The organism is Paenibacillus sp. 01L418 (assembly GCF_056400045.1).
On sequence record NZ_JBFTSN010000011.1, the window covers coordinates 23,955 to 43,020 of the forward strand.

The window sequence follows — 19,066 nt, forward strand, 5'->3', positions numbered from 1 at the left end:
TAACGTCAGGTTAGTAAAAAAATAGGACTTTAGTCGTACAGGCGGGGAGCAATTCCCTGCCTGTTTTACGTTTTTATGAAAATTTATTCACATTCCTGCCTGTCAAGCTTGGCCACAACGAATATATACGGTGCCTACTCATATAATGTACCAAACTATCTCGAGTAGGGAGGCGGGAACGTGCACGATTACATTAAGGAGCGAACCATTAAAATAGGCCGCTGCATCGTGGAAACGAAGCATACGGTGCGGACGATCGCCAAGGAGTTTGGTGTGTCTAAAAGCACTGTGCACAAGGATTTAACTGAGCGGCTTCCTGAAATAAACCCCGATTTGGCCGATCAGGTAAAGCACATTCTCGAGTACCACAAATCGATTAGGCATCTGAGGGGAGGAGAAGCGACCAAAATTAAATATAAAAAAACGAGTACAAAAAAGCGTGAAGTACTCGCAGCAGGAAAGCATTGAAGTTTTTTCACGAATTATAGAGGAATTTTGTCTTTTTTGGCGAATAATAAACGTTAGCGGTTTCTGTGTCAAGGGAACCAAATGTACGTTTTGTAATTATTATTCGTTGGGGGACTTAAGCCTTATGTTGAGCAAGGATATTGGGATTGATCTTGGTACTGCTAATGTATCCATACATGTAAAAGGAAGAGGCGTTGTTCTCGATGAGCCTTCTGTAGTTGCCATTGAGAGTGATTCGAAACGCGTGCTGGCAGTTGGCGAGGAAGCGCATCGCATGGTAGGCAGAACGCCGGGCAATATTATTGCGATTCGTCCGCTGCGTGATGGTGTTATTGCGGATTTTGAAATTACGGAAATTATGCTTAAAGCATTTATTGATCGCGTGGAGGGACGGAAATGGTTTAGCCGTCCCCGCATTCTTATCTGTGCTCCAACCAACATTACTTCTGTAGAGCAGAAGGCTATTCGTGAAGCTGCAGAACGCAGCGGAGCAAAAGAAGTATTTCTTGAGGATGAACCAAAAGCCGCTGCGATAGGGGCTGGAATGGATATCTTCCAGCCTAGCGGCAATATGGTCGTTGACATTGGCGGAGGCACGACAGATGTAGCCGTTCTTTCTATGGGCGACGTTGTCACTGCCTCCTCCATTAAAGTCGCAGGGGACAAGTTTGACGATGCGATTATGAAGTTTATCAAGAACAAATACAAGCTTCTAATCGGTGAAAGAACAAGCGAGGATATTAAAATTAAAATTGGTACTGTGCTAGAGGGCGGAAAACAGGAAGAGATTGATATTCGTGGTCGCGACATGGTTTCAGGCCTTCCTCTCACATTAACGATTCGTTCAGGAGAAATTCGTGAGGCGCTTTGGGATTCCGTAATGTCCATCGTATCGGCTGCTAAGGCTGTGCTGGAACGCACGCCGCCTGAGCTGTCAGCGGACATTATTGACCGTGGTGTTATTTTGACAGGTGGAGGCGCTTTGCTTGGCGGACTAGATTCGCTTCTAGCAGAAGAGCTTAAAGTGCCTGTGCTTATTGCGGAAGATCCGATGCACTGCGTCGTTAAGGGAACCGGAATCCTTCTAGATAACTTGGACAAGCTCGGGAAGAAGTAAAGACCGTATGCGGCTTATATAATAGATGATTTGCGCGGGTAGGGAGCCTTAGGGGGGCGTAGCCGAGGCGTAAATGAGTCATAGGTCGCATGGACAAGCTATTCAGGCAGCCTTGCTTTCAACCGATAACATATATAGCTAGGATCGATTGGAAGCACTAAGGGGGTAACAACGGATGTTAAGAGGATTGTACACCGCGGCGTCAGGCATGATTTCTCAGCAGCGCAGACATGATACGGTGACGAACAATATTTCGAATATTAATACGCCTGGTTATAAGCAGACAAACGCTGTAACTCGTTCGTTTCCGGAGATGATGCTGTCATTGACAGGCGCTGGTCCGGAGAATTTCACCAAGATCGGTAAACTGACTAACGGTGTATTTGCGGAAGAAAGCTTGTCTATTCATTTGCAGGGCGATCTGACACAGACGAATAACTCGTCTGACTTTGCTTTGATCTCCAACATTGAAGTAGACGGGTTGTCCTTTGACGCTTCCGGTAAAAATATAAGCCCGGACGGAGAGATTACTTTTCAGCCTCAAGCCTTTTTTACACTACAGGATCAAAATGGCGAGGTTCGGTATACGCGGGGCGGGAAGTTTACGCTGACCGAGGATGGCTTTCTTATGGGAAGTGACGGCTCGAGCGTGCTTGGAACGAATGGTCAGCCGATTCGGATGCCTGCCGGTGTAGGTCTAGACAGACTTGTACTGACTGATAATCAGCGCTTCGTTGATGCCAATGGGCAAGATATCGGCGTTCAATTGCTAATTAGCCGTGTTGATAATCCGAATATGCTTGTGCGCGAAGGAAACGGAAGCTTCCGATTCTCGGGAGAGGGCGGCGAAGCTGTCGCTATCGCTCCGAATGAACGCGTGGAAGTGAGACAAGGCTACATAGAACGTTCTAATGTTGATACCGCGCAAGCAGCTATTGACCTTATGTCGGCGCTGCGTGCTTATGAAGCTAACCAGAAGGTTATCCAATTTTATGATCAAAGCTTAAGCAAAGCCGTCAACGAAGTCGGTCGCGTGTAACAACAGGTTGAAGTAGCGGAGGTGCACGAAACATGAACAGTTCAATGATTAACGCTATGGTATCGATGAATGGTCTTCAACAAAAGCTGGATCTTCTAGCGGATAACATAGCTAATGTGAATACGGTTGGTTACAAAAAGAAGGAAGCTACCTTTGAGGATCTTCTAACGAACTTAAGAACTCAGCCGGAAGCTTTCAATCAGCCTGGCCGTAAAACGCCGATGGATTTCACACAAGGCTGGGGCTCAAGAATGACAATGGTTCAGCCTAATTTGTCCCAAGGTCCAATGCAGGGAACCGATAAGGACACGGATATTGCGATCGAGGGAAATGCATTGTTCGAGGTGGAAGTGGACAACGCTGGCAACCGTGCTTATACACGCAATGGAGCGTTTCAGTTGACGGTCGGCGCAAACGGTGATACGATTTTGGCAACGGAAGACGGATATCCAGTCGTAGCAAATGTAAGAAATGCTGTGACAGGAAACGTGGTTGAGGGCAATATCGTAGTACCACAAGGGTACAGTTTGCGGGTTAATCCAGATGGAACGGTGCTAGGAGTATCTTCCGAGCGCACGATTCCGCTTGGCAGCATTAAGCTGCTCCAAGCTTCGCGTCCTGCGGCACTAACTGCTGTTTCTGATAACCTGTTTGTCGTTGCAAACGGAATTAATGCTGGTGATGTCGTGCAGCAGACCGTGCCGAACTCGGAAAATAACATTGTGCTGCGTCAAGGGTACTTGGAGCAGTCAAATGTCGAGCTGACGGACGAGATCACCGAGCTTATTAATGTGCAGCGCGCTTATCAATTGGCAGCTAGAGCGTTATCGTCAAGTGATACGATGATGAGTCTTACCAACGGGCTGCGCGCATAAGGATAGGATGATGTGAATGAGTATGGCCGATGAGCGAATGGACCACGAAGCAAGCGGATCCGGGAGTAAAGCGGAAGAGAAAAGCTCAGGGAGGCAGAAGCGCGCCGGTCGCGTGAAGGCTGAAGAGAAGAGCTCCAATAAGAAGCAACGRCCCAAAGGGGTAAGCATGCTGCTGTGGCTTTTGCGCAAAAGCATCGTACCGCTCATAATGATCATTATGCTTGTGGCAGGCTTGTACATTGGTTACGCTGTAATAGGCAAGCAGCCTGAGGATGAGGTTTTTAGCTGGGCAACATGGCAGCATCTCTATGACTTAGTGTTTGCTGAATCGTAATCAATTAAATAGAAGAAGGGATGCCCGCTTTGCAGTGTATGCTGCGTAGCGGGCATCCCTTTTTTTGATAGCCTACATTATTTGTGCAAGTAAGAAACTCGTCGTGTAACGAGGTGACGAGCTTCTCACTTGCTGTTTTTTGAACTATTTTACACTTACTCTAATCGTCACGCTTTTTCCTGCATAGGTCGCTTTAATGGATGCAGATCCTTTGCTAACAGCAATGATCTTTCCATTAACCACGGTTGCAACACTCGCTTTGGAGGATGTCCAAACCGCATTGTCGGTAACGTCAGCCGGGTTTCCAGTCGTAAAGTTAGCTTGCAGCTTAGCCGAATAGCTTCCTCCCGGACTGAGCTGAACCGATTTGCTGGATAAAACAAGTGATTTCAGTTTAGGTGAAACCACGATAGGAACGATGACCGTTTTGCCTTGGTATGAACCAGTAATCTTAGTTGTTCCTACGGCAATTCCTTTAACAGTGGTACTGCTAACGGTTGCGATATTAGGATTGCCAGACTCCCAGTTCATTTTTGAACCTAGTGAAACCTGCTTGCCGCTCTTGTAGTAACCTGTAACCTTAACGGATTTGGATTTTCCAGGGTAAAGATCTAGAGAGATAGGATCAACAACAAGCTTGACGATTTCTTCCTCTATTCTTACACGTACCGTTACACTTTTAGTCAGGTAAGTAGCAGTGAGCGTGATGCTTGTCACATCTAAGCCCTTCATCGTCGTTTCCTTCAATACGATATCATCTGATGAAGCCTTCCATTTCACTCTGCTCGAAATATTCTCTTCTTCTCCATCTTCATTAATAACGGTTACGGAAGGGAGAGGCGTTTCTTTTMCTAAAATAATGCTAAGATCCTTAACGTCGGCAATCAGCTTTAACGGCTTCATGTGAACGACTAATTTTACATCCGCTTTATAGTTTTGAAGGGATGCAGTAAGAACGGACTCTCCAAGAGCTTTGGCTGTCCATTGACCATCTTTAATCGTTGCAATCTTCTCATCTGCGGATGACCATTTTACGATTTTGGATACATCTACCTTCGAGCCATCAAATGTTGTTGCCATGACTCTAGGAAGATCCTCGCTAATATCGGTATAACCATCGATAGTTTCCGTTTCAATACTAAGTTCAGTTATGCTCGGATACACTGTAATCTCGATGCTGCGGCTTATACCTTTGTAGCTGGCTGTAATTTTAGCAGTACCAACGGATTTAGGGCTTACTAATCCGTTTGATACAGTAGCGACCACGACGTTCGAAGACGTCCAGTCGGCTTTATCAGTCACATTTTCAGGATCACTATTAAAATTATCTAAAACATCTGCTCGTACCTGTAGTGGTTTGTCCTGAAGCTGCAGATGGTATTCCTTCTCTGGTGAGAGCTTGATCGACTGGTAAGGTGTACGTATGACCACATCGATCGTTGTACTAACCCCTTTGTGGGATACCGTAATCGTCGTTTTTCCAGCACTTACCGCTGCGACAACGCCTTTTTTAACCGTTGCTACTTTTTCATTAGAACTTACCCACTTAGCATCGTCTGTTACGGGAAGTGTTCCACCTGTCTTCAGATCGACGGATGCCGTTAATACTTTGTCTTCATCGCCGATATCGATTTCGATAAGCTTGCCAGAAGTACCTGAATCGATCGTAATCGACTTGTAAGGTGAGGTTACATTTAATGTAATCGCATCGGATTTGCCCTTATACTTTGCCGTAATTGTAACGGCTCCAACACCTAGCAGCTTAATAACACCTTCATCTACGGTTGCTATCGCAGCATTCGATGTTGTCCAAACAGCTTCACCTGTCACAGGTAGCGGATCTTTGTTTCCTTTCAAGCCGTTAAGCGTGAAGGCCAGATTTTGACCAATCTCGATATCCAGCGTTGTTGGAGCGGTTACTCCGTTCTGCATGAGGCTTACGGAATCATAGATATAGTCTGATGAGGCCTTAATAGAAATGGTGAAGCCTTTATAAGTAGCGCTTATCGTTGCGGTTCCCTTGCCTACACCCGTTAAGACGCCTTTTTCCACTTTGACAAGAGCGGTATTCGATGATTTCCATGTCGCATCGGCAGTAACTTCTTTTCTAATGCCTGTACCTGTTGCATAAACGGCTAGATTAACCTTATCATCTTCAACAAATGTTTCCAGTGATGATGTGCTGCTGTTGTAATCCGATGGGTCATAGGTGAAATCAATGCCGGTGATCGTATCTTCCGCGGCGTTGACAATGCCGGTCATGGAAGTCATAACCATTACGATTGCAAGCGTAGCTGCGAGCCACCTGCGAGTTACTTTCAACGACTTATTCAAGCGTAAACTAAAATTCACTACATCCCTGTCCTTTCTTGTTTAAAGTAATTGGTATTCTATTTATAACGGTAAGAAGATGGTGAAAATGAATAACGATCACAAAATGTATACATAAAAAAATTGCAAATAGTCAGTTAGAACTAACTTCTGCAATTTGTTCCGCTTATTAGGAACAGCGGATAGTTTTATTTTTACGGGAGGTAGTTGTATAATAGTTGGGAACCATGGTGGACCGTCAGTTATAGGTAGAGGAGCGTGAATAGTTGAATCTGCCGAATCTATTAACATCATTGCGTTTTTTATTAATCCCTGTCTACATCGTGATTTTTGCGGAAGGACATATGATTCCTGCCTTTTTGATTATGGTTGCTGCCGGTATTACCGATGTTCTTGATGGTTATATCGCGCGCAGAACTGGTCAGATTACAACGGCTGGAATGATGCTTGATCCGCTTGCGGACAAGATGATGCTGATCACTGTTATTGTATCGCTGCTCGTATCCGGCCATATTTCCTGGGCTGCGGCTGCAGCGATGTTTTTGCGCGATTTGGGCATGATAGCGGGGGGATTCTATTTTCACTTCCGAGGGAAAAAGACGGTGCCTGCCAACTGGATGGGAAAGCTGACAACTGTGCTCTTTTATGCAGCGATAATGCTCATTTTCTTTGAAGTGCCGAATGCTCATGTTTATTTGTGGGGCGTTATTGGCTTTTCATTCATTACTTCAATGATGTATATCGTCATGTTTAAAGCGCTGAATAAACACATAACAGAAACACCTACTGGACATTCGTGATCATCAAGTCACTACATATGAACAAAGAGGCTTGGCGGAGGACACTTCGGGTCCAAGCAGCCAAGCCTCTTATCTTAACCTTCATAAACTGCAGTTTATGAGGGATATGTATAGTGTCGTACAGAATGACACTTTTTATACTACCTAACTTAACAATTGAGAGGGGCTTTTTTTCATGTTGGATATTAACCAAATTCAAGAAATCATTCCGCACCGCCCGCCGTTTCTGCTAATCGACCGTATTTTGGAGGTTGAGCCAGGCGTACGCGCAGTCGGTCTTAAAAATGTTACGATGAATGAACCTTACTTTGTAGGTCATTTTCCGGGTTATCCGGTTATGCCAGGCGTACTTATAGTAGAAGCGCTTGCGCAAGTAGGTACTGTAGCGATGCTGATGATTGAAGCCAATCGTGGAAAGCTTGGTTTTTTTGCAGGCATCGACGGCTTCCGTTTTCGCGGTCAAGTTAAGCCTGGCGATACGTTGACGCTTGAGGTCCAAATTACAAGGCTGAAGGGCTCTATTGGAAAAGGACAAGGAACAGCACGGGTTGGCGATCAAATCGTTGCCGAAGGCGAGCTTATGTTTGCTTTATCTAATCCTTCATAAATTAAAATTCATGAATGAAAGAGGCTGCTAAATATGACGAACGAAACGAATGCTAAAGTTATTGCTAAATATGAGGCGTGGCTTAATGATCCGTTGATTGATTCAGGAACAAAGGACGAGCTTCGCAGTATTGAAGGACAAGAAAAAGAAATTACGGATCGCTTTTATCGCGACCTTGAATTTGGTACGGGCGGCTTGCGCGGCGTAATGGGTGCAGGAACGAATCGTTTGAATACTTATACGGTTGGTAAAGCAACACAGGGACTCGCAAATTGGCTGCTTGCTGGCAAGTCGGCGGATGGAGCGGCTCCTTCTGTTGTTATCGCTCACGATTCCCGCAATAACTCACCTGAGTTTGCACTAGATGCAGCGCTTGTGCTTGCGGGCAACGGAATCACTACTTATTTGTTCACAGCGCTTCGTCCAACACCACAGCTTTCTTTTGCGGTACGTGCGCTAAATGCAGCAAGTGGAATTGTCATTACGGCAAGCCATAATCCACCTGAATATAATGGTTACAAAGCATATGGCGCTGACGGCTGCCAGCTTATTCCTGAGGAAGCTGAACAAGTTATTTCTGCTATCAGTCAAATCGCGGGTTTCGATGAAGTGAAACGGGTTTGCCGCGAAGAAGCGGAAGGAAAAGGATTGCTGCGCTGGCTTGGAGATGACGCCGATCAACAATTTATTGATACGGTTGTTGCTCAGAGCTTGAATGCTGACCTTATTAAAGGTGAAGTTGGAGAAAAAATTAGTGTTGTCTTCACACCTCTACATGGCACTGGCAACATGCCTGTTCGCGAAGTGTTGAAAAAGGTTGGTTTTAAAAATGTGCACATCGTACCGGAGCAAGAGCAGCCGGATGGATATTTTAGCACGGTAAAGTCTCCTAACCCGGAAGAGCGCGAAGCGTTCACTCTTGCGATTAAGCTGGCGCAGCAGGTGAATGCTGATATCATTATCGGTACTGATCCTGACGCAGACCGTATGGGTGCGGTTGTGAAAAACAATGAGGGCGAGTACGTGGTACTCACTGGCAACCAATCGGGTGCGCTAATGGTTCATTATGTGCTAAGCCAGTTGAAGGAACGTGGACAGCTGCCAGACAATGGCGTAGTGATCAAAACGATCGTAACAAGTGAACTAGGCGCAGATATTGCCCGTTCCTATGGTGTAGCGGTTGAGAACACGTTGACCGGCTTCAAATATATTGGTGAAAAAATGACTCGTTATGAGCAAACAGGAGAGCATACCTTCCTATTTGGCTACGAGGAAAGCTACGGTTATTTAACAGGAACTTATGCGCGTGATAAAGACGCGATCGTTGCTGCGCTATTAATTGCTGAAGCTGCAGCTTATTATAGCAGTCAAGGAAAAACGCTATATGATGTTCTTTTAGAGTTATACGCTGAGCATGGCTTCTATTTGGAAGGCTTGGAGTCGCGTACACTTAAGGGACTTGATGGCGTGCAAAAAATRGGCGCTATTATGGATGACTGGCGTCAAAACCCGCCTGCAGAAATCGGCGGCGTCAAAGTGGAGCGTGTGCTTGATTACGGCAAAGGCCAAGATGGCTTGCGTCCGGAAAATGTATTGAAATATTTACGCGCAGATGGCTCATGGTTCTGCCTTCGTCCATCTGGCACGGAGCCAAAAATCAAAGTTTATTTTGCGGTTAAAAGTGAGTCGAAGGATGCTGCTGTTGAGGCACTGCAAACATTGCAAGCCTCCGTTATGGAACGGGTAGACTCTACCGAATAGTACAATAATTAACCTGTTTAGAACGGAGGAATTGTGTGTTTTTACGTTGGCAGCAATGGAATCGGCGCGCAAGATTCGCATTATGGATCATTGCAATTATCGGGGTGGCGGCAGCATTGCCGCTCGGTGCCGTTCGGATGGAAATGGAAAAATCGTCGAAGCAAGTAGAGTATGTATTTGATTATCGGGATATTATTGAGGTGGCGGAGCGTCAGGCTCGTCCGCAGCAATTTTTAACGGAAAAGCTGGAGATGCTCAAGGAAGCTGGCGTCACAACAATGGCTGTTTATGAGAGCTCTCTGAAGGATCTGCAAATTTCCGGCAGACTTACTTTTTACAGCTCCAGAGATGCTGCATTGCTTCAAAGTAAATTTGAGCCGGTAGGCCAAAACTTTACTTATATTTTGTTCAATGGGCCCAAAGAAGAAGAAATGATTGGACCGATTGTTCGCGAAGCGCTTGATCGCTCCGAGGCTGTGTATAGCAATTGGTCGTACGGTGGCCGAAATGGCTTAGTCGTTGAGATGCCAATTGCAGAGGCTGTTATGAAGACGATGGATTTTGATCCGATTTCACTTGAAACGATTCATAATGCCGGACTTCAAATATTGCCTCGCTTATCTGACCGTATTAAGCCTTATGATCAGCAGGCAACAGATGTTATGCTTGCRAAATTGAAGGAATACGATGTAGACCGCGTATTGTTCGACGGTGACAAAGTAAAGGGTGCATCCGATCAAGCGATGGATAACAGCCTTTATCAGTTCGGAGAACTGCTCAAAAAATACGATATGGGCGTAGCGACCATAGAAAATTTGAAAAAACCGCAACAAGGCATAAATAAATTAGCTTATATTACAAATTATAATGTAGTCAGATTATATTCATTGTCGGAGAACGACGGTATGACGATGACGCCGGAAGCTATTGCTGATCGTTTTCTTTTAGCGGCGAAGGATCGTAATATCCGGATGTTTTTCTTGAACGGGACAGCTCAGTCCAATACGGATAAAGCAAAGGTGGTTCACTCCTTGGACCGTATTGCTGAAGCAATGAGTGACGAGGGCGGAATCGTAGACAAGCTCTCAGACGCGGGCTTTACGCCAGGCAAGCCAAAACCGTTTGATCATGAACAGCCTTCATGGAATAAACCACTGCGTGCAATCGTTGCTGCTGCTGCAGTAGCACTGATTACTTTGTTAATCGGCGCATTTATTCCAGGCGTCTATATTCCAGTTTATGCGATTGGCTTAGTTGGAAGCGCAGGCTTGTACAAGCTAAACAGCTCGCTTATGGAGCAAGGACTTGCATTAGGTGCTTCAATTGCAGCTCCTACGCTGGCTCTTATATGGGTAATGAATCGGATTTATTCCCGTACCGTTGGCGAGCGTCGTGTTATTGGCGGAACGAAATGGTCAGTAGGAAGAAGCCAGCAAGGGCAGACTCCTCAGCAGCCAGGTGCTGTATATGAGAACGGCAATCGTATGAAATGGATATTCCCTGCCATATCTACGGGAAGACGTTTTGGCCTTGCTCTGAATTGGTTTATTGTGGCGACGCTCATTTCTCTTATGGGAGCGCCGATGATATTCGGATTGTTGAACAATATTACGTACAATCTTGTATTGGAACAATTCCGCGGCGTAAGTGTGCTGCATTTGGCTCCGATTATCCTTGTGGCCATTTATGTGTTTTTCTATAACGGTCAAACATCAATCGGAAAGCTGCGCAAGCTGCTTTCTCAACCTATTACATTAACATGGATTATAGTAGCTGGAGTTATTGGCGTTATCGGCTTCTATTACTTGTCTCGTACAGGGAATGGTGGACAAGCACCTGCTATTGAGCTGCTTATTCGCGGCTGGCTGGAAAATACATTCGGCGTACGACCGCGTTTTAAAGAGTTCATGCTTGGTCATCCGCCGCTGCTGCTTGGCTTGTTCCTTGCACTTCGTTATCGTGCGGCATGGCTGCTTGTTATCATTGGTTCGATTGGTCAATTGACGATGGTTGATACGTTTGCACATCTTCATACACCACTTCACATTTCGATGATTCGTGTAGCGCTCGGCTTGGGTACAGGTATCATAATCGGATGTATCTTGATTTTGGCATGGCAGATCGTGGAAGGAGCAATTCGTAAATGGGCACCAGCCATCATCCGCAAGTTCGTCGAATAGTAATTTCAGGCTATTATGGCTTCTACAACAGCGGTGATGAAGCGGTACTCAAATCGATATTGCTAGCACTAGAAGAAGAAGGCAAAGCGCAGGGCGTACAAATTCAGCCGATCGTTTTATCAGGTGATCCAGATTGGACAAGCCGTATGTACGGGGTTGAAGCTGTCCGCCGCATGCATCCAGGAGATCTATGGAAAGCATTGAAAGGCAGCGACGGTCTAATAAGCGGAGGCGGAAGCCTCCTGCAGGACGTTACAGGCGCCAAAACGATTCCTTATTATACTGGCGTCATGAAGCTGGCCCAATTGCTGGGTAAGCCAACATTCGCTTATTCGCAAGGGATTGGCCCTGTGATTCGGCGCTGGATGGACCCTATGATACGCGGAGTGATGAAGCAAAGCGCTTATGTATCCGTTAGGGATGAGGAATCCGCTGCTTTGCTTGGACGAATCGGCGTGCCTAGTGATCGGATCGATGTTGTTCCTGATCCGGTCATGGGCTTGCCGCTCCCTGCGGGTTCATCAGCGGCTGGACAAGCTTCCGACCCTGCTGCTGCGCCGCTGGTCGGTGTATCGCTGCGCCCTTGGCGCAGTGACGGCGCCGATCTCGAACGCGCCGCCGAGGCGCTAGTCGCGCTGTCGAAGCGCATGCCTGTCCGGCTGCGCTTCCTGCCGTTCCACACACCCTCCGACACTGTAGCGTCGGAGCAGGTGCTGGAACGGCTTCGCGGCAGGCTCGGCGACGGTTCCACCGCCGAGCTGGCCGCGCCCAGCGACGACCCCCAGCAAATGCTGCTTGAGGTCAGCCGGTGCGACGCTTTGTTCGGCATGCGCCTCCATGCGCTTATTTATGCCGCCGGCCAAAGGGTTCCTATGCTTGGCCTCTCATACGACCCGAAGATCGACCAATTTCTGGGTCGACTTGGCATCAAAGCCATCGGCACGACGGAGCAGCTCGATGCCGAAAAATTCGCAGATGCAGCGGGTTTGCTGCTGTCTGACAAAGAGGGCTGGCAGGCAAAGCACAAGTCAACAATCGATCTTTTAAAACAACAATCGCAAAGACCGGCGCAACAAATTGTACATTTGCTGCGTCATACATTATCGAGGTGAGTTCCTCTTGTCGAAACAACTACCAACTGTGCCGTTATACGGCATACCATTCTCCAAAGTGGGCATGGATGACACAGTCAATTACTTAATAGAAGCGATCGAAGAAAGACGCGTAACCCATGTGATTACCGCTAATCCGATCATGATTATGTCTGCCGTCGAGGACCCCAAGTATAGTGCGATGATGCGGCGCGCAGATCTTATTGTGCCTGATGGTGCAGGAGTTGTATGGGCGGCCAAATACGTAGGACAGCCTGTTGCAGAACGAGTGACGGGGTTTGATCTCCTTCACCGCTTGCTGCATGAGGGTGAAAAGCGTAGATGGAAGGCTTACCTGCTTGGCACCTCACAGGAGATTATTGAAGCGGCGGCGGAGAAGCTGCAGCTGCAATATCCTCAAGTGAAAATTGTAGGCTATCGGAATGGTTTTTTTGGCCCTGATCAGGATGAGGAAGTCATCGAAGAAATCCGTGCGGCTGGTCCTGATTTATTGTTTGTGGCACGAGGTGCGGATACGCAGGAGCCGTGGATTGTGAAATACAAGCAAAAGCTGGGCGTACCATTGATTATGGGCGTTGGCGGAAGCTTCGACGTTGTTTCGGGTAAACTAAAGCGAGCTCCGAATATTTTCCAAAAACTTCGGCTTGAATGGTTTTATCGCTTGCTGCAAGAGCCTAAACGCTACAAAAGAATGCTTGTTTTGCCGAAATTCGTAGTGAAAGTGGTTCGCGACAAAGAAAACGTTACAAAACCTCGACCTACACCGTGAAATTCTCGTTAAAACCATCAAAATTGGATGAAAACGGGGTTGGAGTTTCCTTTCCAATCGGAGTATAATTCACTTCGGTAGAAAGAAAAGGGGAGTTGCACACATGCCGGTAGGCTTGCTGTATTCAATTGGGTTCATAATCGCTCTTGTTCTAGCCATTGCGATGACGCCGCTTGTTAAGAAATTTGCTTTCAAAGTAGGCGCAATAGACAAACCAAATCACCGCAAGGTACACACGCGCATTATGCCGCGTCTTGGCGGTCTAGCTATTTATATTGCATTCGTTGGCGCATTCTTTATTTTATCGCCATTTATACCAGACGGCTTGCTCCGTCCGCAAGATTCCAATATGATCAACGCGCTGCTAGTCGGCGGTACAATGATTATTATTTTAGGTGCTTTCGATGACCGCTTCGAGCTTTCAGCTAAAGTGAAGCTGCTCGGTCAAATCGCGGCGGCATGCGTAGTCGTATTCGTCTTCGACGTAAAGATCGACTTGCTGAACATTCCGTTCGGTGAAACGATGCAGCCAATTGCCGGATGGATCAGCATTCCACTTACGATTCTCTGGATCGTCGGTGTAACGAATGCAATTAATCTGATCGACGGCTTGGACGGGCTTGCTGCCGGCGTGTCAGGCATCGCGATTGCAACGATTGTTGTGATGGCATCGCTGATGGGCTTCCAACCAGTTATCCTGTTGAGCACATTGCTGCTGGGCGGAATTGTCGGCTTTCTCGTTTTCAACTTTCATCCCGCAAAAATATTTATGGGCGACTCGGGCTCGCTGTTTCTCGGCTTCAGTCTAGCAACGCTTTCGATGCTTGGCTTCAAGCAGGTAACGATGGTATCGTTTGTAACACCGCTGCTCATTATCGGCGTTCCGCTTTCGGATACCTTCTTTGCAATCGTTCGCCGCTGGGTAAACAAGAAACCGATATTTGCTCCAGACAAAGGGCATTTGCACCATCGTCTGCGCGACCTTGGCTTCAGCCACCGTCGTACCGTACTTATCATTTGGGGAGTAGCTGCTATATTCGGCGGACTCGCAATCGTGCAATCGGCTGTCGTACAGTCGAGCGCGGCGAATTGGATCACTTTTGCCGTCATATGTATGCTAATGTTTTTCTTGCAGATCGGGGCAGAAGTAACCGGTATCGTGGACAAAACACGCAGGCCGCTTATTAATTTCCTAGCTCGAATGAGACTTCGACTCAAGCTGGATGCTGAATCCCGTTCCAAATAAATAAGAGCTCTGAATCCTTTAACGGAATCAGGGCTCTTTTTTTGTTGAAAATCGACCAAATAGCTAAAAAATTGGGAGCCAAAAGCCGATAACAACTGTACAGAACTTTTCTGCGGTCAGAGCGCCTAACTGCAATTGCTTCAAAGCTGACTAAAGAGGAAAAGGGAGGAAGATTTATTCAAAGGTAAGCCGCATAGTCGTCAGGCCATTTATCATTCAAATACCCATGCTCGTCATATACATAAAGGAGGAACATTGTTTTGAAAAGATTACTATCATTAGCGCTAACGCTGGCACTGTTGATTACATTGTTGCCGCCGTTCGGAGCTTCACAAACGGTAACAGCTGCAACAGGAAGCTTCAGCTTTCCGACGGAAAAGGAACTATCTACGGAAGCAAGAGTCACAACCGATCCGCGTTTTACATTGAATGGATCAATCACTGGTGTAGATCCTACTTCGGTTTCTTACAGTATTGTTCAAGTTATTAATAACAAAGGCACTGCTGACCCTACAGATGACGATCTTGGCTCCAAACGTGAGAACATAACGAGCAATATTTATATTAGCGGATTTAATATTCAGGTATATAACGTAGAATTATTTCCTGGCTTGAACCGCATTACGTTCAGAGGTATTCAAGGCGGCGGCGAAGTAACAAGCTCGATCTATATTGAGTATCACAACGGGCCTGTATTTTACGATTTAGTTGCCCAATTAGACGGTAACAAATTTGCAATTGAAGAAGTTGGAACAACGGTTGTGCATTCAACGACTTCCGCTGGCAGACAATCCGCTGATATCAGTATTACTGGTTTCGCTCCAAATGCGCAGCAGGTAACGGTGGATGTGAACGGGAGCAGCAAAACCTATTCGGTTAACAGCTCCAACAATTATCAGTTTGCCGCTTCTCCGATTACGGTGAACAAAGGAAAAAACTTGGTTACTATTAAAGTGAAAAACGCGAATCAGACAGTTGAGACAACACGCGAGATCGCTTTTTATAACGGACAAGTGACCTTTTTAGATGTGAATCTTAATGGTAAAAATGGTGCGGTTGATACGGCGGAGCCTTTAGAGTACAATCCAAACCTACTAGTTACGGATTTGAATTCAGCAAGTGTCACAGGAAGAATTATCGTGCCTAACTTCTTAAAGGATGATGACGGCAACGGCAAGCTTGATCCACATCCTAATCCAAGCAATGACATACCTATTGAATATACGATTACGCAAAATGGAGACAGCACCTTTAAGTTAATTCAACCAGCAACTGCTACTGCTAGTCCAGTAGGAACCTATTCGGGACAGGAAGCATTCTTTATTTATCAATTTACTCGTCCAATTGGAACGGATCATACAGGAAAGCTGGATTATAATAAGGTCTATAACATTCAATTAACGGCAAAAAATGCAAAAACAGAGTCGCTCGGCCAAAATGGCAGTGAAGGTACGGGGCTAATGAGTTTCTCGCTTCGTAACGGAGCGGCTCAGTTCATCGACAATATTAATTATTTAAATGGTTACAAAACAGGCTCAGGTGAATCACTCACAGGTACTCCGCTTGAAGGAGCCAATATTTATAGTGTCCCTTTAGCGATGGAAGTGTTGGTTGGTAATGCAGACGTAACGAAGACTGCTGATCTAGTTTCAGTTACAGGAATCAAAAATGTTTCCAATGCGGCTGCACCAAGTAGCTATAAATTCGATGATGTAAGCAATATCAAAAATGTATCGAGTGATTTGATCAATAAATTTGTAAATATTAATGGAAAAGTATATAAGCGTGAAATTCTTGTGTTTCACAAACTCCCATTTGAAGGTACTCAAACGGTAACGCTTAATGTTGGCGGCGTTAACGGTGTTGGTGGTGTGACGAAAGATGTTAAGTTTACAATGCTCTTCGGACCTTATGTAAGCTATACAAGTGTATTTGATAATATGACAGTATATGATGACACGAACAAGCTGCAATCTGAACGGATCACAGCGGCTATTTCAGGCGCTTTGAGTGACTTTAAAGGTATTATGAACAATATTAATAATACTTCTGAGGTTCGTTACACTTTTCAATCAAATGAAGCTCAAACAGTATTTTTCTATGTGAATAACACGCCGATTCAGCTACAGCAGCAAGCGGGCAAACCTGTAACTAATTTTGAAATTGTTCCAGGCCAAAGGACAAATGCATTCAATGCGTTGTTTAGCGGCGAGAATGAGATCAAATTCGTTTTCCAAGGAAGTAAGAACTCTTATGAGAAAAAGATCAAATTGTATTTGATTCCAACAAACCTACCGGTTATACCAGTAGAAGGAACAAGTATTTATCCTTACAGCAGCAAATATACGGAACCAGTTCCGAATGATCCAAACTTCGTGAAGCGCGGCGCAATTTTCACGACTAACGAAGCGAACATGAATATTTTTGGTACATTCGATTTTATCGATCTGATAGCCACTGGCAGCACGAACACGGATATTTTGGCTAATATTCAAGCTAATATTAAATTGATGAAAGATAGTACAGAACTTACAGATCCAGATAAATACATTTTGAAGATTGAGAGCAGCTCACTTAAAACGCCAATTCGCTGGAATTTGAGCAATGAGTTAGTCATTATGAAGGGCGCAACAGTTCTAGGTAAAGTTAATGAAAGTACGACCAACAATATTGCTAACCTAGCTGTACGTTATGATATAGACACCAAGACGTTCTCTTTTGTATTAAATTCACAAGCTCTAAATCCTGACGGCAGTTCGAGTGTGTATACTTTCACAGCATACAACAATGGAGAGACTGGTCCTAAAGCTTCTTATCGTCTTGAAGTGGATCCAACCTCGCTTCCATATACGATTTTGCGTCCGATTTTGCCAAATAAAGCGATCGTAAACCAAAATTTCATTGAGGTTATTATTGATGCTCCAGGTGCAAGCTCGGTTACCATCAACAAGCAAATTGCTGAGAAAATTGATTATGATTCGGATAATAATCCAGCAACTATTGAAGAGCTTTATAAAAACACCTATCGTGTTTATGTAAATAAGCTAAAAGTCGGTAAAAACAAAATTGACTTTATTATTTCAAGTGCAAATGATAAGGTGCAAAGCAGCATTGAGATAACGTATGCTCCAACGAATATTCCGGGCGCTCAATTCATGGAGCCAATGGATAGCAGTCACAAAATTTTTGACGGAGCGCTTTCGTTAAAATTCGAAAAGGGTACAACGTTGATCCGTACAGATTTTAACGTGCCTGCAAATCTAAAGAACCAAGTATTTAGTGGTCATAATTTATTGTTTGCAATTGCCAATCCAGAGGATGGGGTTGTTGATCGCCGTGAATTAGAAGCGTGGCCGCCGAATTTTAATATTATTATGGAAAGCTTCGGGACAAGATTCAGATTGTCTTACCCGACAAGGTTTACAAAGGCAAGCCCAGTTTACTGGATTGATGCAGGTTTGGCAGATGATCCTGCTACGGGTGCATACGATCCTTTGAAAATGGGTGTAGACCCTTATCAATTCCCGAATGCTAAGGGCACGGGCGGAACAAAGATTCCTACTTATGATGATCGCCCTGACAATCGCGAGTTGGTAACTTCTAAGACGGGAACCTTGACGCTTGGATTTGATCCGAACATGAAGGACAGCATTGGAACGATTATCACCGTTTATCGTTACGATGTTAAAGCAAAGTATTGGGAAAATATTGGCGGTAAAGTAGATGTGAAGAAAAACACAATTACGGTTCCGTTCAATAAATTTGGTTATTATGTAGTTGGTAAAATGGTTTATTCCTATACCGATATGACGTCACATCCGTATGCTAGAAACTTCCTTGAAGCGATTTATGCCAAAGGAATTATGAATGCAGCAGGTTTTGATGATTTTGGCTCCAACATTTATATTTCTCGCGGTGAATTTGCAAGAATGATGGTTAAGGCACTCGATATTCCGCTAAACTATGAGCTTAGCAAGCCGCATTTTGATGATGTACCAGCCATCGTTAATCCAGATGCATTATGGGATTATAGATATGTAGAGACAGCAGCGAGGGAAGGTATCATACGAGGCACGGGTCCACGTACGTTCCAGCCAAGCGCTGCTCTGACTAGGGAAGAGGCATCTGTTATTATTGCAAGAGCACTGGACATGAAACTAGCTACTGATTCCTCGAAGATCGATAAAGATCTTGAGAAAACATTTAAAGATGCTGGCAACGTCAATTTCTATGCGAAAAGTTCTGTACTTGCTATTGCAAAGAAAAAATATATTCTCGGATCTCCTGTAGATCCAAGCAATCCAAAAGGTGGTTCAGTGTTTGAACCGCGTTCGAATTTGTTGCGCTCTGATGCTGCGATTATCGTAGCTCGAATTTTGGCGGATTTAGGTAAGCTTCCTAAAATCGGTTAAAAATAAAAGTTAGAA

At 45.2% G+C, this 19,066-nt stretch carries 14 protein-coding genes; 13 read left to right on the forward strand and 1 reads right to left on the reverse strand.

All coding sequences use genetic code 11. The annotated features are described in order from the left end of the window. The first annotated feature begins 180 nt into the window (after positions 1–180). The 5 genes from spoIIID to AC1DSE_RS03065 all read left to right on the forward strand — a co-directional run bounded on the left by spoIIID (position 181) and on the right by AC1DSE_RS03065 (position 3,833). Positions 181–468 (forward strand): sporulation transcriptional regulator SpoIIID, encoded by a 288-nt coding sequence (spoIIID, locus tag AC1DSE_RS03045; RefSeq protein ID WP_054025430.1) that lies wholly within the window; start codon positions 181–183, stop codon positions 466–468. Positions 469–592: 124 nt separating this feature from the next. Then, the gene (gene mreB / locus AC1DSE_RS03050) at positions 593–1,585 is read left to right on the forward strand and encodes a rod shape-determining protein MreB (protein ID WP_477511491.1); all 993 of its coding nucleotides are present in this window, start codon (positions 593–595) and stop codon (positions 1,583–1,585) included. A gap of 175 nt (positions 1,586–1,760) precedes the next feature. Then, positions 1,761–2,624 carry a flagellar hook-basal body protein gene (locus tag AC1DSE_RS03055; RefSeq protein ID WP_076266221.1) on the forward strand — a complete coding sequence of 288 codons (864 nt, stop codon included), beginning with the start codon at positions 1,761–1,763 and terminating at the stop codon, positions 2,622–2,624. 32 nt (positions 2,625–2,656) lie between these two features. After that, the gene (locus AC1DSE_RS03060) at positions 2,657–3,499 is read left to right on the forward strand and encodes a flagellar hook-basal body protein (RefSeq protein ID WP_076266220.1); all 843 of its coding nucleotides are present in this window, start codon (positions 2,657–2,659) and stop codon (positions 3,497–3,499) included. A 16-nt stretch (positions 3,500–3,515) separates the two neighbouring features. Further along, positions 3,516–3,833: a DNA-directed RNA polymerase subunit beta gene (locus tag AC1DSE_RS03065; protein ID WP_477511492.1), complete on the forward strand. Its 318-nt coding sequence runs from the start codon at positions 3,516–3,518 to the stop codon at positions 3,831–3,833. 144 nt (positions 3,834–3,977) lie between these two features. Here the strand turns inward: AC1DSE_RS03065 and AC1DSE_RS03070 are convergent, their stop codons facing one another. Further along, on the reverse strand, positions 3,978–6,185 hold the full coding sequence (locus AC1DSE_RS03070; protein WP_477527386.1) for an Ig-like domain-containing protein: 2,208 nt from the start codon (positions 6,183–6,185) through the stop codon (positions 3,978–3,980). 245 nt (positions 6,186–6,430) lie between these two features. On the opposite strand from AC1DSE_RS03070, the gene AC1DSE_RS03075 reads away from it, so the two are divergent. From AC1DSE_RS03075 to AC1DSE_RS03110, 8 genes are all read left to right on the forward strand, one after another. Beyond that, on the forward strand, positions 6,431–6,964 hold the full coding sequence (locus tag AC1DSE_RS03075; protein ID WP_477511494.1) for a CDP-alcohol phosphatidyltransferase family protein: 534 nt from the start codon (positions 6,431–6,433) through the stop codon (positions 6,962–6,964). A 175-nt stretch (positions 6,965–7,139) separates the two neighbouring features. Further along, positions 7,140–7,571 carry a 3-hydroxyacyl-ACP dehydratase FabZ gene (gene fabZ / locus AC1DSE_RS03080; protein ID WP_056631018.1) on the forward strand — a complete coding sequence of 144 codons (432 nt, stop codon included), beginning with the start codon at positions 7,140–7,142 and terminating at the stop codon, positions 7,569–7,571. Positions 7,572–7,604: 33 nt separating this feature from the next. Further along, entirely contained in the window at positions 7,605–9,332 is a 1,728-nt protein-coding gene (locus tag AC1DSE_RS03085) for a phospho-sugar mutase (RefSeq protein ID WP_477527387.1), read from the forward strand. A 35-nt stretch (positions 9,333–9,367) separates the two neighbouring features. Beyond that, positions 9,368–11,512, forward strand: a complete 2,145-nt coding sequence (locus tag AC1DSE_RS03090) for a DUF5693 family protein (protein WP_477511496.1) — start codon at positions 9,368–9,370, stop codon at positions 11,510–11,512. Then, positions 11,476–12,624, forward strand: a complete 1,149-nt coding sequence (gene csaB / locus AC1DSE_RS03095; protein WP_477511497.1) for a polysaccharide pyruvyl transferase CsaB — start codon at positions 11,476–11,478, stop codon at positions 12,622–12,624. The genes AC1DSE_RS03090 and csaB overlap by 37 nt, the downstream gene beginning before the upstream one ends. Positions 12,625–12,688: 64 nt before the next feature. Further along, complete coding sequence (locus AC1DSE_RS03100) at positions 12,689–13,393, forward strand: WecB/TagA/CpsF family glycosyltransferase (protein WP_477511548.1); 705 nt, start codon at positions 12,689–12,691, stop codon at positions 13,391–13,393. A gap of 103 nt (positions 13,394–13,496) precedes the next feature. After that, positions 13,497–14,639: a glycosyltransferase family 4 protein gene (locus tag AC1DSE_RS03105; protein WP_339205378.1), complete on the forward strand. Its 1,143-nt coding sequence runs from the start codon at positions 13,497–13,499 to the stop codon at positions 14,637–14,639. Between the two features lie 260 nt (positions 14,640–14,899). After that, on the forward strand, positions 14,900–19,051 hold the full coding sequence (locus AC1DSE_RS03110) for an S-layer homology domain-containing protein (RefSeq protein ID WP_477511498.1): 4,152 nt from the start codon (positions 14,900–14,902) through the stop codon (positions 19,049–19,051). The last annotated feature ends 15 nt before the right edge of the window (positions 19,052–19,066 follow it).